Raw genomic sequence first — 16,760 nt, 5'->3', positions numbered from 1 at the left:
TGCTAATATTCAGATTGTAGTCCCCTACAACACAAGTTTAGAGGAGGAGAAAAAATGACTTGGGCTAAGAATAGGTTTTATTGGATGTTTTTTTTATCTTTTTTGGTAGCGTTTACAGTCGGTTATGTCCGGCAAGCCGAAGCAGCAGGAACTAGTACAGTCTATCCGTTTCCCGCAAGTCTCGCTTCAAACAGCGATTTTCAGGTGTGGGTCGAAAACACTTCATCACCCGTATGGACTGCACCGGGAATGGCCGCTACCCCCAAAGCAGTTACCAGCTTCGCATTCACGGGTACGGTGACTGTTAAGGTACAGTACAAGTCCAATTTCACATCAGCTAATATTATGCCTTCCCAATACGGAATAACGTATACTAAACCGGCGGCCAACCAGCTTCAGTTCACGTTAAACGATTATAAAAAAAGCAAAATTATTATTCGGATCGACAACGATCCGAATAAAGAGCTTTTCTTGTTCGGGGATCCGCCTGTAGCGACGCCTCCTGCCGGTGCAATCGTCTATCAAGCAGGGGCGCATTATCCCGCTAATAATGAACTCACGATGCAGGACAATCAGACGATTTTCCTCATGCCGGGAGCTGTTCTGCATGCCAGAATTGATACCGCTAACAATTCCAACCTAAAAATTCTGGGCCCAGGAATTGTTGTTGCCTATGATACAGGTGTGAATCCGAATGAATCAGAGTTTGAAAACAACATGGTATTCTATAAATCCAACAATGTTGAGTTGCGGGATTTCATCCTGGTACGAAATTTTAACGACAATCTGATCCATCAACTGGTTGTACGCAATACGGACAATGTGTCCATAGACAATGTTAAAGTTATTAGCGATGCTAGATGCTCTGACGGTTTATCGCTTGGTGGAAATAATGGGGTAGATGTTAAGAATTTCTTCAGTGTATCCGGTGATAATAATCTTGTCATTGGCTGGTGGGGCAAAACCGATAATGTAACGATCGATAATTACATTGCTTATTTCCCCGAACATGCCGGCATTGCTCAAACTTCAGCCATCTTCGCTCAGGGAATTGAGGGAACTAAGCCGGGCGAGGATACCAGCTCGATTGGAACTGTTCGCATTACTAACTTCTATGCCATAAAGCAAACAAATGTACTGGGAAGCATATGGGGTAAAATTCAGGACAATATCGATAATTTTACGATCGAAAATCTCTATACCGAGCCGGGTTCGACTAGGGACAACTTGCTGTATTTTGACCTGAATGTATCCTCCAATAAAAATTTCAACCTGAAGAATGTATACTTTGATAAAACCACTGGAGGCTATCTTAGTGATAAATATTATGTAAGATTTGACAACGTATATTATAAAGGCAATTTGGTCGCCAATACTTCCGCTGCTAATGTTACAGGCTCTGGGAAAGTTCAAGTGTTGAATGGGACATCCGGGAAGCACTATGAATTTGAAAATGGTCAATTGAATGGGCCAATTGCCGCCAATAAGAATTATGCATCCTTTGGAAAAGCTGTGGCCGTTATGAACAGTGTAGGGAGTTTCGCGGAAGTTACAATAGATGTGCCTGTAGCCGGAGACTATATACTGGATATTGCCTATGCGAACGGATCGGGGGCGGATGCCGCCCAAAGCGTCTATGTAAATGGAATTTATAAGTTCCAGGCATCATTCCCCAAGACAAATGCTGGATGGGACCAGTCTGCCTCCTCATGGAAGAAAGTATCTGGCGTCGGAACGGTAAACCTGCAAGCGGGGACCAACAAAATTAAAATCCAAAAGGATTCCAATGACCTCTACACAGCAGACCTTGACTATCTTGAGGTAACTTTAAAGCCTATCCATGTGGAGATGGAAAGCGGAACCGTTGAACCGTTGGTGGAGGCGCCCTGATTATAAACAAGTACTATGCCTCCGGATTGAAGGCTGTAGGGGTTATGGATGCTGTAGGAAGCTATATCAATCTCACCGTAACCGTTCCGAGTGTATTTGTTTTACCAGGCTCAATTGGTTCCATTTGAGTATAAATGTTTTCATGTATTCCCTCCGATTTTAATATGGAAATATTACTAAGCCCAGCCAGCAGTTGTAATGAGGTAAGTTAATATTTAACGTTAGTTTATCATGAAAATTGTCGGCCATGTACGAGTGCCAAAATTTGTGAAAAGGTAATTGAACGATATGATCGAAACAGTAAAAAACCACGAAGTACAGTTTCACTGTATCTCGTGGTTTTTTAAGATTTAGGTATTTAATGTTTTTATTACAACATTACTTTAACAACCATAGCGCCGGGGAATTAGCAGGCTCCCAACCGGTTAACGATGTATGGGCTTGACGACATTCATACACAGAACCATCGTAGGTTACCAATATACCGACTGTGTAAGGGGTATTGGGTGCCCAAGCTGGGGCTGTAGAGGCTGTAGCGGTTGTGCCATTGATGGTGCTGGCCACTGATTGATTGCCTGCGGCGTCGAAGGCATGTACATTGAACGTATATGTTGCACCGGCGCTAAGACCTGTTACCATATAATCCGTTGTGGAGCCAGGTACAGTGGTGATTAATGTCGTTCCTCTATAAATACGGTAGCCTGTAACACCAACATTATCCGTTGACGGATTCCACATTAACTGAATGCTGGAGGATGTTGGTGTCCCCATAACATGTAAGCCGCCGGGGGCTGTGGGTGCTTCCGTATCATTACCAACGGGTGCATTAGTAGTAACACTGACGGAATTGCTTCCACTTGAGACATTTCCAGCAGCGTCTTTTGCCTTGACACTAAAGGTATAGGCAGTATTCGCGGTTAATCCAGATACGGTGTGATTTAATGTAGTGCCGGATACGGTTGCAACCAATGAAGTTCCGTTAAATACTTGGTACCCTGTTACACCGGTATTATCCGTGGATGCGTTCCAGGCTAAGGAAACGCTGGTGGATGTTTTTGCAGTTGCCGTCAAAGCTGCTGGTGCGGAAGGAGCTTGGGTATCGACAGGGTTGCTTCCGCTAAAGTTGACATCAATGACATTATAGAAGGCGTTCGGAGTATCTGCGACTTCCCACACAGCCAAGATGACGTGGTATCCACTACGTTCCGGAACGTTAAACGTGTCTGAGTAAGTGAAGGGTGGCTGTACACCTCCATAGTTCACCGAATAGAAAGGAGTCAGGTCGAATGAGTCCCGAGTAAGAGCGGCGTTAGGATTCCAGTCGGGCTTTGTAATATAGTATTTCCAGCTGGCCGTTGAATGAGCGGCAGTCAGTTTCCAAGTGAATGTATTTTGTCCGGCAGATATATTGACTTTAGACCAGCGTGTAGCTGATTGTTCATCAAGCTTAGGAAAAGCTCCGTTAGCGCTTGCAATCTTCCCGTCTGCTGGTCCTGCAGCAGGGAACCCCTTTGGTGCCTCTAGACTTTGGGGCTCATAAACAATCGGGCCACAATCTGTATTTTGTCCGGATTTACAGAGTGCAGCCCGGCTAGCAGGTCCTTCAACATAACCGTGAGAAAAGGATCTTTCCGGGAATAACATTACAACCAATGAAAAAATCAAGATCATACTCCCATAAGCTAACAACTTTACCCTAGGTGAATGAGAAATGCGAATAAATGACATTTTATTCCTCCTTTTTTTGAAATATGCACTACGAACGAATGTTACATTCAGAACCGAACGTCTTGTCTCAATTACAACTCCTTTCTTTGTTGAACGTATTTATATAAACTCACAAAGAGCTCATATATCGACATGAAAGGTAAGAGAAAAAGGTGCGTAGGGCTAAATTCATTGAATGATAACAATTGTTATAACACCACAGTGATTATATGCAAATAAATGGTATTTGTCTACCAAAATTAGGATTAAATGAGAAAAAATAAACTGTTTTTAGTATGAAATGACTTCCTCGGAACCTGATCTACATTCCCCCTATCTTTCCATATAATTCTTGAAATTTGAAAGATTTACTTTAAATTATGATCAAACGATTAATATACCATTTTCTTAATTCATCTCTCTTTTAATTTTCTTCTTTTTTTGTAATGAAAAATGAAAACTACTGTATGTAAAATAAAGAGGGAAACTATATATTATTCAGAAAATTACAATAACAACGCTTTCAAAGGTTGCTATTTTTGGTTTTATTTACTATTATTAGTTGGAATTACTAACAAAGGATGTAAGTGATTGAAATTAGTGTGGGATTAACTGTCTGGAGAACAGTTCAATTCATAGAATTATAAGCTTTAGATAGATAAAAAGGAGTGAGGAGATGCAATACTTTTTTTATTTGTTAACCTTCATTTTTATTGGGTTTCAAACTCTTTACACAGTCATCCCTTTATTTTTCAGTAAAGTTAAGAAGTTGAATAACGATTGTGATGAAAAATCGATTTCCGTTTTAGTTCCTGCTTATAACGAGGAGCTCACTATTAAGAATTGCATAGATGCAATGGAGGGCCTAAATTACTGTAATTATGAAGTCATCATTATTAATGATGGTTCAAAGGATAAGACGTTTCAAAAATTAAATGAGCTTTTGGATTTATCGATAAGTGATAGAGAAGCAGAGGGTAAGCTTTCATACGCTGCTATAAAAGGAATTTATTTTTCGGAGAAATATGAAAAAATATTTGTAATTGATAAATTAAATGGCGGAAAGGCAGATTCTCTTAACGCCGGCATCGATTGTGCGAATTCTGATGTTGTTATCACGCTGGATGCAGATAGCATGCTGGAAATAAACTCTCTTAAATATGTAAATCAATATTTTCAAGATGATAAGATCATCGCCTTAGGTGGCACGGTAAAGATCGTACAGGGCGCTGAGAAAAGAAACGGAGTTATCCAAGATAAATTTACTGGTAAAGGTATTATAAAAAGCCAAGTTATCAGCTACATCCATGGATTTTATGTTAGAAAACTAACACAATCCGTTTTTAATTCAATTGTCGTTATTTCAGGCGCATTTGGTGCTTTTTATAAGAGTATATTGGTGGACGTTAACGGGTTTAGAAGTACTGTAGGCGAAGATATTGATATTACCTTGAAAATTCACGAGTTCATTAAAGCGAATAACTTGAATAAGAAGCTCGTCTACGCGCCAGAAGCCGTATGCTACACGGAATGCCCAGAAAACTTAAGTAACTTTTATAAACAAAGAATACGCTGGCAAAAAGCTTTTGTAGATTGCATATTAATCTATTGGTCTAAATTATCGCGAAAGTTTAGCGTTGGCGTCAGTCTCTTTTTGCTATTGATGGTTTTGTTCTAGGTACATTAACAGCATTTACAAGCGTTTTTTATCTCATACAATCGCTCTTTCAAGGTACAAATTTATTTAAGGCAGTTATTCTCTTGTTGTCTGTTATTGTCATTAATGCACTGCAAATCGGGATTTCACTCTATTTATGCAAAAAATATGGCAGCAATTATTCAGTTAAAGATTATATTAGGATGTTTTTGTTTAGCCAATTTGAATTACTAACCTATCGAAATCTGCTGCTTTATATGAATATCGTAGGCACGTTTAAATACTTTGATAATGACGAGGGCTGGGGATTCGTTGAGAGAAAAGGTGTATCAAGTATCAGCTAGTCTCCAACTGAAACTATCAGCAAACTATTCATCGGGAGGTATTTATGAATCATATATTGAAAGATAAACGAATTATATTTATAGATGTATTAAGAATAATATCCATTATAGCTGTCATCATTCTGCACTACACTGCAGACTTGCTTACAAGGACAAATGATTTCAATACAACCTCTTGGTGGATTAGCAACTTTTTTAATTCGATATCCAGATTTGCTGTACCAGTGTTTTTTATGATAAGTGGTGCGATGATCCTTAGAGTGGAAGTGAAATCATATCGGCAGTTTTATATTAAAAAAGTAATTCCTTTAATCATTTCCTTAGTTAGCTGGTCACTCATTTATGCTGTATACACCCAATATTTCATTCAAAAAAGCAGCATGGGCGTTTATGATTTTTTTATTCATTTTTCGTACGGTTTAATTTTTGATAAGAATTATATACATTTATGGTTTCTATATGCAATTATTGCGATCTATATAACAGTTCCATTAATTAGTAAGCTGGTAAAAGTGTGCAGTGAAAAAGATTTAAGATATTATCTGTTAATATGGTTTTTTGTTAGTGTGGTTTATAAATTCATCTCCGACCTCGTATTCAGATTGACCTCCGAATATATTAATATTCCCATAACCAACATCCCCTTGTTCATGGGTTATCTAGGATATTTTATCCTTGGATATTATCTCTTCAACTATACGATATCCATCAAAGCTAAAAATCTTTTCTTTAACTTCGGCATTATATCCTTTTTTGTAACGCCATTAGCGACCTATTTTTCTTCCTTATATAGTGGTGTGTTAGATGAAATGTTCTATGGCAACTATTCACTCTCAACATTTTTTATGGCTATTGGAACGTTTATCTATTTTAAAGAAAAAGAAACCGCGATTAGCGAGAAGTTAAATTACAAAGTCAAAAAAATAATCAGCTCCATTTCCAAGGCTAGCTTTAGTATCTACTTAATTCATTTGTTAGTTGAAATATTGGTATCCAGAAGAGCAGAAATACAAGCTACTATACTCCAATCCATATTTAACCTTGCTTTTAATGTCATTATTGTATTCTTAATTAGCTATATCACGGTTAAAGTCTTAAATCTAAATAAATATATTACACATGTATTATTTGGGGGAAGAAGTTAACATGATGAAAATAAGTATATATACAAAAGTCTTCCTGGCTATATTAGCTATAGGCATGGGAATTTACTATTACAATCTCAATGATTCAGACAAAAAAATAACCTCCGTGTACATACCGTTATGGAAAGATTTTAAAGATCTTAAGCTAAAAGACAAAAACATTGATATTGCTATTCTCGCCTTTGCCAAAATTAATAAAACCAATGTATATTTTGATCTAGACCCTGCTAAAAATGAGATCATTAAAGAAAATATAAAGAAGCTGCAAGCAAATAATAAAAAAACGAGTTTCATACTTGGTGTTGGTGGGTATAAAGCGGACGGATTCTCCGATGCTTCATTGGATGAAAACCGGTACTCCTTTACTGAGAGTATGATCGCAATGGTTAAGGAGTTAGATTTAGATGGGATCGATATAGACTGGGAATATCCAGCCTTTGATTCCTGGAATACGACTAAAGCCCGACCTGAGGATACCAAGAACTTTACTAGTCTAATGAAGGAACTTGATGAAAAATTGGATAGACTCCCGCGTAAAAATAAAAATTACTATTTAACCTTTGCTGCAGGGAATGAAGAGTGGTTCTTCAAAAACGTTGAAGTTAAAAAAGTAGAAAAGTATGTGGATTTCATTAATGTCATGAGCTATGACTTGACTGGAGCTTGGTCAGATACAACAGGGTATAATTCGAATTTATTTATAGATAAGCATAAAAAGAGCAAAACCAGCGTGGATCGTATTATTCATTTATATTTAGATCGTGATGTTGATCCGAGCAAGCTTCTCCTAGGTATTCCAGCTTATTCCTACGGATGGGATAATGTTAAAAGTGATGTGAATAATGACGCCTCATTTTTACTGGGTAAACCTATCAATATCGACAAAGTAGATTTAAGCTACAAGACGATAAAAGAAAAATATATGATCCAAGATGGATTTAAACGATACTTTGACGATACAGCGAAGACGGCCTATTTATATGATGGTGATACTTTTATTACGTATGAAGATAAAGAGGCCTTGCAGGCAAAAGTTAAATATATCAAAGATAAAAAACTGGCTGGTGTCATGGTGTGGGAGTATTCTCAAGACTCTGACGACGGCATTGTTAAGTACTTATCTGATAATCTGAATAAGTAGCTACTGTTAAATAGAAGATTATATGGACAATAATGTGTTAAGGCATTAGGGATGCAGCCCACTATCAGTAGCACAGGTCAAGTCAAAATATGCACAGAATTTAATATATTAAAAGAGAATAGGTGCTGCTCCCGCAAACAATCCTCCTTTAAACTAGAAACGTACTTAACAAAATCTGCTAGAGGAGGATTCAAATGCGCAAAAAGGTTATCGGGAGAATTTGCAGTACAGTTATGGTTTGCAGTCTGCTTGCAGCAGGCAACGGAACGACCTACGCCAGTGGCGCCAATAACTCTGATGCTCCTACAAACAATTCAGTCAAGAACGTAATCCTGTTTATTACGGATGGGATGAGCTTATCCGATGTGAACTTGGCCAGATGGTATCAGGGAGGACAGGCGCTTGCGATGGATAAGTACTTCAGTGGGCTGGTCAGAACCTATTCTACGGATTCACTTACCACAGATTCCGCTGCGGGAGCTACGGCTTATGCCACTGGCCATAAGGTTAAGAGTGAGACGGTCTCCATACTGCCCGACCGAATCACGATGCCGTTCGTGGACGCAGTTAAGCCAGAGGACGTGAACAAACCTCTGCTTACGATTATGGATGCAGCGAGAATGGCAGGGAAAAGTACAGGAACGGTATTTACTTGTGAATTAACGGATGCGACGCCGGCTACATTTTTAAGTCATGCCTACACGCGTGACAATGCGCAGTCTATTGCAGAACAGATGGTCTACAGTGGTGTAGATGTTCTTCTCGGGGGTGGGTCCGGGTATTTGGTACCCGGCAAAGAAGACATTAACCGTAAGGACGGAGAAGATTTAACCAAAATCCTGAAATCAAATGGATATGAATACGTAACGGATAAAGCAGGTTTAATGAATTCTAAAACGAATAAAATCTGGGGGCTGTTCAACCCCGAACCACTGGATGCTGATTTTGATCTGAACCCGCAAAAGCAACCGAGCCTTGTTGAAATGACCAAAGTAGCGATAGAGAAATTGTCACAGAACGAGAAAGGTTTTATTCTGATGGTCGAAGCAAGCCAGATTGACTGGTATGGTCATGATAACGATCCGGTGGGGATTATGAGTGAGACCTTAGCGTTTGATAAAGCTTTCAAAGCCGCTGTTGATTTTGCAGAAAAAGACGGAAATACAGCAGTCTTGTCCGTTTCGGATCATGCTACTGGCGGGCTCAATATGACGAACTATGATTCCACCAAAGACCTAGTCTCCGTGTTGAAGAAAGCGAAGCACACCAGTTATTACATTGAAGGCAGTATTAATGAGCACAATTTCAAAAAGGTCCTAGCGGATAATTATGGACTTAGTGATTTAACCAAAGAAGAAGCGGATCAAGTCAGATTAGGCATGAAAGATAACCTTTCGCCGGTCATCGGTAAAATCTTGGGGAATAAGATAGGCGTAACCTTCTCTACGGATGATCATACATCGGAAGAAGTTGGATTGTTCGCCTACCATCCGGCTAATTATAAACCGACCGATTTCGTGAACAGCGGTGTAATCCAGAATACGGATGTGAATAAGTATATTCAAGAAGTGACCGGACTAAATCTGGCACAGCTTCAGGATACACTGTACGTATCCAGTGATAAATTCAAGGCCAAAGGAGCTACGATCACCCTAGACAAGACCGATAAGACTAATCCGGTGGTTGTAGTGAAAAAAGCAGGCCAAGTTCTCAAGCTACCTATAGATAAAAACATCGCCATTCTGGATGGCAAAACAACGAAACTCAATGTACTGACAGTAATGATTAAAGATAAAGTGTGGGTTTCACAGGATGCATTAGACTTGATTCTCTAATTATTAGAGTTCATGGCATGATTCTTCGACTAAAAGTTAAAACGCTTAAACCCGAAAACCCCTTTTTTATGAGGGGTTTTTTGTTGCAGGCTTTGTTCCATAGGTCATCAAGCGCCAAAGCTTTTCTAAAGGTCCCATGGAAAAGAACTTGAACCAGATGGTACTACAAATGATTTGAATAATATAAATCAGAACAGCGATGTAGAGAATATCTTTGGGTGAAACGACTTCGAGACCTATCATTGAAATGATTGCCGTCCCTATAATGCTTTGAGCTACATAATTTGTAAATGCCATTTGACCCACCCGTGATATGGTGCGAACCTTACATTAAATTGATGCCAACATTACAGGATCCTTAAATATGATAAAATGTTCCAACTTCAGTTGAATTAGAATCAGTTTTATGGTTAATATGAATACTAAATAATTATGGGGTGTGAACTAGAAATGTCAGCATATACTCAACCAATCTTTGTGGCAGCGATCTTTTTTGTGGTTTTAGCATTCGCCTTATTTATCCCATGGCTCATTTATACCTATAGAAAGTATAACTATCTGCCATTTTCTACCACGTTAATTTCATTTTCGTTTATTTTTTACTTTCTAGCAGCGTTATTTTTAGTCTTGTTGCCGTTGCCAGAGATACGCGATACTTGTTCACTACAAAAACCGGGCACACAACATTATTCATTGATGCCATTTCAATTTATAGTGAGCACCTTAGGGAATAGTGGTATCGTGTTATCACAGCCTGCAACTTATAGACTGTTATTTAGCCAACCCTCATTCTATCAAGCTTTTTTTAATTTCTTGCTATTATTACCTTTTGGTGTTTATTTGCGATACTTTTTTCAAGACAAGAAACACTGGAAAAAAGCGCTAGCAATCACGTTCTTATTAACATTATTTTATGAGATAACACAGGTAACCGGCATTTACGGGATTTATAATTGCCCTTATCGTATTTTTGATGTGGATGATTTATTGTTGAATACTACCGGCGGGGTACTGGGCTTCTTTATTGCTCCAGCCGTGTTGGCGTTATTCCCATCAAAAAAGAAAATTAATGAGAAAGCAGAAAGATTATTGGCTCTTGATGAAGTAAGAGGGATGTCTGTGTTGCTGGCTGTTATTATTGATCTATTTATCAGCAACATATTAGTTAAAGTTGTGTTGAGTATGACCAACGTTAATATGGTTAGTGAATTTATTGTGAGCACAATTACACTATCTGTAACCTTGTTTATTATTCCATGGATTTGGAATGGATCGACAATCGGTACGAAAATAATGCGTTATCGCTATGACAGTAAAATAAGTCGAGTGGAAACGAACAAGCGGTTATTTAAACGCTTTGGTGCCATTTACGCGATGTACTTCATAACAGTCATTGCGAATACTTTGAATAACGTGGAACTATCAATGGATTCTCCATTTTATAAGGCATCTATATTCTTAACGTTAGGTGCAGCATTGACCTCTATCATTTTAACGATCGTGTTGTTCATTCATGTTATATTAGTCGTGTTTGGCAAACAAAAACGCCGCTTTTACTTTGATGAAGCTTCTGATTTATATACAACGAGAAAAAAATGAATTCTTTTCAATCGTAAAGGGGTACTCCGTAGTCTTAAATGGCTACTGGGTACCCCTTTTTTTTGGATTTAAGCTTATTGTAAGGTTGGCATGAATTTGCTGTAAGGTTCACAGCCTATAGTATAAGTATCAGCAAATTATGAGGTGAAATGAATGGAACCATTATTAAAAGTAGAAAACATAAAAAAAGTGTACGGGAAGTTAAGTGCTGCTTACACAGCCTTAGAAAACGTGTCTTTTGACATTCATGAAGGTGAGTTTGTAGGGATTATGGGACCTTCAGGAGCGGGGAAATCAACCTTGCTAAATTTGTTAGCAACTATTGATTCCCCAACTGAAGGGAAGATTTATATGAAGAACAAGAGTATTCATGATATGAAGGAAGCAGCCTTATCAGACTTCAGACGTGAACATCTCGGCTTCATCTTCCAAGATTACAATTTACTCGATTCCTTGACGGTAAAGGAGAACATATTGCTTCCTCTGGCGATTGCTAAAATTCCAGCGAAGAAAATCAATCACCTCGTGACTCAGATTTCTAAAGTATTTGGGATTGAAGATTTACTGGCAAAATATCCTTACCAAATCTCTGGTGGTCAAAAGCAAAGAACCGCTGCGGCTAGAGCGCTCGTGACAGAGCCTGCACTGATTTTGGCTGATGAACCAACAGGTGCGCTTGACTCTAAATCAGCAACAGATTTATTGGAAAGCTTAAGCACTTTAAATGAAAATAACAACTCGACCATTATGATGGTGACTCATGATGCCTTTGCCGCAAGCTTCTGCCGCCGGATTATTTTCATCAAGGATGGCTCTTTTTCTACAGAAATATTTCGTCGTGATCAGACACGCAAAGCCTTCTTCCAAGAGATCTTAGATGTTCATGCGGCCATTGGGGGTGAGGTAGATGACGTTATTTAGTCTAGCAAGAAAAAATATAGCCCGAAACTTTTCGCAATATTTTTTATACATTGCATCGATGGTGTTTAGTATCATCATTTACTTTACATTTGTGACCTTAAAATATAGCGATACGATAGCAGAACAGACGGCTTCATCCCAAAAACTTGGGTCACTAATGAGTGGGGCGGCAGTCATTCTCATCTTTTTCGTGTTCATATTTATAGCCTATTCCAATTCATTTTTTATGAAAAAACGTAAAAAAGAAGTCGCATTGTATGCGTTGCTAGGGGTACGTAATCGTCAAATAGGCTTTATGCTCTTTTTCGAAAATTTATTGTTAGGATTGTTCTCTTTAGTAGTAGGAATTGTACTTGGGTTCCTATGTTCAAAAGGATTTATGACGATTTTAATTCAATTAATGGGTTATGACGTTGTTGCACCCTTTACATTTTCAGCGGCGGCAGCGATGAACACGGCTATCGTATTTCTAGTTATATTTTTAGTAACATCGTTTCAAGGCTATCGCTTGATCTATCAATTTAAGCTGATTGATTTATTTCATGCTTCCAAAAAGGGAGAAGTGGCGCCTAAACCATCTATGATAGTAGCTGTTCTTGGAGTGTTACTCATTGTCTTGGGCTATTGGCTTGCAATGCAGGACCTTTTCACTTCTAAGGTATGGGAAAAAATTGGATTCCCCTTGACTGTATTAATTATTTTAACAACGGTTATTTTGGGTACATTTTTATTGTTCCACAGTGTGACTGGCTTTGTGTTAGCAATGATTAAGAAAAATGAAAGGTGGCTTTGGAAAGGCCTTCATGTCATTACTATTTCTCAGCTGCTCTATCGTATTCGTGGGAACGCACGTACATTAACTGTGATTGCCGTGTTGAGTGCTACGACAGTAACTGCCGGTGGAGCGGTCTATGGCCTTTATTACAATACGAATGACTCGGCGAAAACGATTAATCCTAATACCTTTATGTATCAGTCGATAGATGCAGAAATGGATAAACAAGTGAGTGCTGTAGTATCAGATACAAAATACGATGAAAATATCGAAGCACTATCCATTACGTTTCATACGAAAGAATTAAACTCGTCATCAACATTCGATAGCTCTGATAAAAGAGAATATACAGTTATCGATGAAAAAACATACAACCAATTAGCAAGTCTACAACATAAAGAAAAATTAGATGTAAAGGACAGCTACGCGGTTATTTTAGATATCGGATATGACAAAAGGTTCTCACCAATATATACAGGGAAAACTATAACAACAGGCAACGGCCATCCTCTCACATTCCAAAGCTTTAAAACGCAAAGCGTATTGAATGTAGGTACAGCAGGTATAACCGTGGTAGTCTCGGAGGATCAGTATAAAGTGTTGCAAAATGATGGGGAAGTGCTGCACTATCGTGTTCTTGGGGTAGATGATGCTTCTGTAGATTTATCTAAAAAAATTGCAAACCAATTACCTGAAGAAGCGTTATTTTCAAGTGGTCCACAAGATTACCAAACAAGTTTGGAAGGTGTGGGGTCTCTACTGTTTATCGGAAGTTTCCTTGGTCTAGTATTTCTGGCTGCTACAGGCAGTATCATTTATTTTAAGGTTTTAACAGAGGCAGAAGAGGATAAATCACAGTACAATATGCTGCATAAAATGGGTGTCAGTGCAAAAGAAATGCGAAAATCCATTGCGTCACAGGTATTCGTTATCTTTGTTGTACCGCTTGTAGTAGGGTTATTGCATAGTGTAGTGGCTTTAAAAGCATTCTCTAGTCTACTGATGATAGATTTAGCAAAACCTGTGTTGCTCTGGATGATTGCTTATACCGTAATTTACGGGTTGTATTATTTCTTAACCGTAGGTTCTTACAATCGTATTATCACACTAAATAATAGAACAGAAGGATGATTGAGATGAAAAAATTTCTAATTACTATGGGTATTTTGTTTGTTATTGGAGTTGTAGGGGTCTTTGCTATAGCCAAGATTGATTTCAATCGCTTCAATGCCGAAAATTACTACTTACAAATCACAGAGGATGGGGAACCCCATGAATATAAACTGAGCGATGGTTCAGTCATGACCTCTTATTCTTATACACTAGAGGCTACAAATGCCAAAGGTAATACAATTCCACTGGAATTTAATGCACAAAAAAATCTTCGTAAAGGCGCCTACTTGAAAATGTATGTAAAAAAAGGTGATCAAGTCTCCTCATACGATGAAGTGAAATTAGAGGATATTCCGCTAAAGGCACTAAAAAACTAATAGATTGAAGAAGGGCTGTCTCCAATAAAGTAAGTGGAGAACAGCCCTTTTCTCTACCTAATGAGTAGGTAAGTCATTTGTATTATAAAAGTATAGTAATGGTGGTACCGGTATTTTCATCGCTCGTCAAATCGAGTTTCCCCTCATGAGCCCAAATAATATCTCTGGCGATGGCCATTCCTAACCCAGTTCCATGCTTACTCGTTGTGTTTGTACCCCGATAGTAGCGTTCGAAAACCTGTTCCAGATCTTTAGCTGGAATACCCTGGCCATTATCAGAAATTGTAATTTGGGTATGCGGACTAATGGTTTCCACTCGAATCTTCACCACAACATTTTCATCGTTATGCACCAGCGCGTTGTAGATAAAGTTAAGGATCGCTCGTTTTAGTAATTTTTTATCTACTTTATGTACGGCTTTAACCACATTTGCCTCAAACTCTATCTGCCGTTCACCAAAGGTCGGGTCATTTAAAAGTTCAATCGTCATTTCTCGTAGAAACTGAACGAGATTCACCTCTTCAAATTGCAGGGATAGCTGGTGATTACGCAAACGCGTCGTTAAATTGAGGTCATCTAACAAATCTTTCATATACATCGATTTACTCTTGATAATTGCTGTGTATTCCTGTAATTCTTGTGCTGTTAAATCTGTGGCACTGTCGTTTATAAATTCTGCATAACCTTGAATAGAAGCAAGTGGTGTTTTCATGTCATGTGAAACATTACTAATCCATTCCTCACGCATTTGGTCGAGATGCTTACGTTCTTCTTCATGTCGATCGAGCTTTTCTGATAGTTCATTCATGTTTCGGAAAACTTCTTCATAAACGCCTTTAGGAGTAGGCATTTTCTTAAAACGTCGCTCCCTAAGCTGTTGAATACCCTCTATTAATGTATGAAGGGGTGCAGTTAACTTTTTCCCAAATAAAAATCCAATGATGATTACAATAAGCACATCAACGATTAAAAAAATGAAAAGAAAAACATTAACATCTTTGAAAATTTTAGCGTAGTCATAGGTCATTACGTACCGGCCTATTTTTGGATTATTAATCCCTAAAAAGTAACTGAAATTTTGGGCTTCGCTGACAAAAACCGTCGTGCGTGCATCTAATTCTTTATATTTATACATTTGTACAATTTCAATAGGAGAATACTCTGTTTTCAATTCTTTAGGGGTATAAAAGGCAGCTGCTTGCTCCCCTTGGTCATTCAAGAATTGTACCCAGGCGCTCATTTCTTGTAGTTTTTTGAGACCTTCTTCATTCACAACAGGTTTGCCAGCCTGTAATTCTACGTATTGTGAAAAGGTCCGGCTAAAGGTTTCTGCAGATGCTTCTTCAGTGCCAAAGTTATTATTATTTACCTTTATAACGAATAAGGAAAGGAACAAAATCGCGTTTACAATACCAACGATCACAACAATAGTCATAACCGATCTTAAAAAGCGGAGTGTCAATTTCCATTTCAACTAGTCTCACTCCTTGGTATTTAATTTATAACCTAACCCTTTAACCGTCAAAATAAAGGAAGGATTTGAAGGGTCGGCCTCAATTTTTTCGCGTAAGCGCCGAATATGTACCATCACTGTATTATCGGAACCAAAAAAATCTTCACCCCATACCTGTTCAAATAAGGTTTCTTTGCTTATGATCTGATTCGGATGATGCATGAAACAGCTCATTAAACCGACTTCTTTGGCGGTAAGCACAAGGGGTTTGCCATTCTTTTTTAATTCTGTCTCATTGGCACTGAGCTCAAAGGGGCCCACTTGCAAACTTTTCGGAGCCTTTTTTTCCTCTGTAAAGCCAGCTCTTCTCAGTTGTGCCTTTACCCGATAGGCAACTTCTTTGGGACTGAACGGTTTAGTAATATAATCATCGCCACCTATCGCCAGTCCTAACAGCTTATTAATTTCCTCATCCTTTGCAGACATAAATAAGATCGGTGCATTTGATGTTTCCCGAATTTTTCTGCATAAGTCATATCCTTCTCCATCTGGTAGCATAATATCTAGCAAGATAAGTTCAGGATTATACTCCTGAAACTTGTCCCAGCCCTCTGCAACTGTCCCGGCAGTTACAACGTCTGCAATACCTTCTTTATGTAAAACTGCCTTCATCAGACGAGCTAAATCATCTTCATCGTCTATGATTAATACCCATTTATGACTTGCCATTTGTTTTCCTCCAAATCCGTCTTTATGTACATTATTACATTATAAAGGACTCTTTATTTCTTGCGCAAAAAAAT

General features: G+C 38.4%; 12 protein-coding genes and 1 pseudogene. 9 read left to right on the top strand and 4 right to left on the bottom strand.

Annotated features, from left to right (window positions below):
* The first annotated feature begins 54 nt into the window (after nt 1-54).
* Nucleotides 55-1,890, top strand: a complete 1,836-nt coding sequence (locus tag H70737_RS18950; protein WP_042189640.1) for a carbohydrate-binding protein — start codon at nt 55-57, stop codon at nt 1,888-1,890.
* A gap of 378 nt (nt 1,891-2,268) precedes the next feature.
* Here the strand turns inward: H70737_RS18950 and H70737_RS18945 are convergent, their stop codons facing one another.
* Nucleotides 2,269-3,618, bottom strand: coding sequence for a lytic polysaccharide monooxygenase (locus H70737_RS18945; RefSeq protein ID WP_042189638.1), 1,350 nt, complete (start codon nt 3,616-3,618; stop codon nt 2,269-2,271).
* Between the two features lie 655 nt (nt 3,619-4,273).
* On the opposite strand from H70737_RS18945, the pseudogene H70737_RS18940 reads away from it, so the two are divergent.
* The 4 genes and pseudogenes from H70737_RS18940 to H70737_RS18925 all read left to right on the top strand — a co-directional run bounded on the left by H70737_RS18940 (nt 4,274) and on the right by H70737_RS18925 (nt 9,719).
* A pseudogene (locus tag H70737_RS18940) lies at nt 4,274-5,598 on the top strand (glycosyltransferase family 2 protein).
* A gap of 44 nt (nt 5,599-5,642) precedes the next feature.
* Complete coding sequence (locus tag H70737_RS18935; protein ID WP_042189635.1) at nt 5,643-6,743, top strand: acyltransferase; 1,101 nt, start codon at nt 5,643-5,645, stop codon at nt 6,741-6,743.
* A gap of 4 nt (nt 6,744-6,747) precedes the next feature.
* Nucleotides 6,748-7,884 carry a glycoside hydrolase family 18 protein gene (locus H70737_RS18930; protein ID WP_042194173.1) on the top strand — a complete coding sequence of 379 codons (1,137 nt, stop codon included), beginning with the start codon at nt 6,748-6,750 and terminating at the stop codon, nt 7,882-7,884.
* A 194-nt stretch (nt 7,885-8,078) separates the two neighbouring features.
* Nucleotides 8,079-9,719, top strand: a complete 1,641-nt coding sequence (locus tag H70737_RS18925; RefSeq protein WP_042189633.1) for an alkaline phosphatase — start codon at nt 8,079-8,081, stop codon at nt 9,717-9,719.
* A gap of 66 nt (nt 9,720-9,785) precedes the next feature.
* Here H70737_RS18925 and H70737_RS18920 read toward each other — a convergent pair whose 3' ends face one another.
* A complete protein-coding gene (locus H70737_RS18920) occupies nt 9,786-10,034 on the bottom strand; it encodes a DUF418 domain-containing protein (protein ID WP_269321848.1) in 249 nt (82 codons plus the stop codon).
* A 135-nt stretch (nt 10,035-10,169) separates the two neighbouring features.
* Between H70737_RS18920 and H70737_RS18915 the strand changes: the two genes are divergently transcribed.
* The 4 genes from H70737_RS18915 (at nt 10,170) to H70737_RS18900 (ending at nt 14,504) form a co-directional block, all read left to right on the top strand.
* Complete coding sequence (locus H70737_RS18915; protein ID WP_042189629.1) at nt 10,170-11,318, top strand: VanZ family protein; 1,149 nt, start codon at nt 10,170-10,172, stop codon at nt 11,316-11,318.
* 153 nt (nt 11,319-11,471) lie between these two features.
* A complete protein-coding gene (locus H70737_RS18910; RefSeq protein ID WP_042189627.1) occupies nt 11,472-12,239 on the top strand; it encodes an ABC transporter ATP-binding protein in 768 nt (255 codons plus the stop codon).
* Complete coding sequence (locus H70737_RS18905) at nt 12,226-14,145, top strand: ABC transporter permease (protein ID WP_042189624.1); 1,920 nt, start codon at nt 12,226-12,228, stop codon at nt 14,143-14,145. The genes H70737_RS18910 and H70737_RS18905 overlap by 14 nt, the downstream gene beginning before the upstream one ends.
* 5 nt (nt 14,146-14,150) lie before the next feature.
* Entirely contained in the window at nt 14,151-14,504 is a 354-nt protein-coding gene (locus H70737_RS18900; RefSeq protein ID WP_042194171.1) for a YxeA family protein, read from the top strand.
* 82 nt (nt 14,505-14,586) lie between these two features.
* Here the strand turns inward: H70737_RS18900 and H70737_RS18895 are convergent, their stop codons facing one another.
* Nucleotides 14,587-15,978: a sensor histidine kinase gene (locus tag H70737_RS18895; protein ID WP_042189621.1), complete on the bottom strand. Its 1,392-nt coding sequence runs from the start codon at nt 15,976-15,978 to the stop codon at nt 14,587-14,589.
* 6 nt (nt 15,979-15,984) lie between these two features.
* Complete coding sequence (locus H70737_RS18890; RefSeq protein ID WP_042189618.1) at nt 15,985-16,686, bottom strand: response regulator transcription factor; 702 nt, start codon at nt 16,684-16,686, stop codon at nt 15,985-15,987.
* Nucleotides 16,687-16,760 lie beyond the last annotated feature (74 nt).

The organism is Paenibacillus sp. FSL H7-0737 (assembly GCF_000758545.1).
GTDB lineage: Bacteria > Bacillota > Bacilli > Paenibacillales > Paenibacillaceae > Paenibacillus_AQ.
This window is presented reverse-complemented; position numbering and strand designations above follow the sequence as displayed.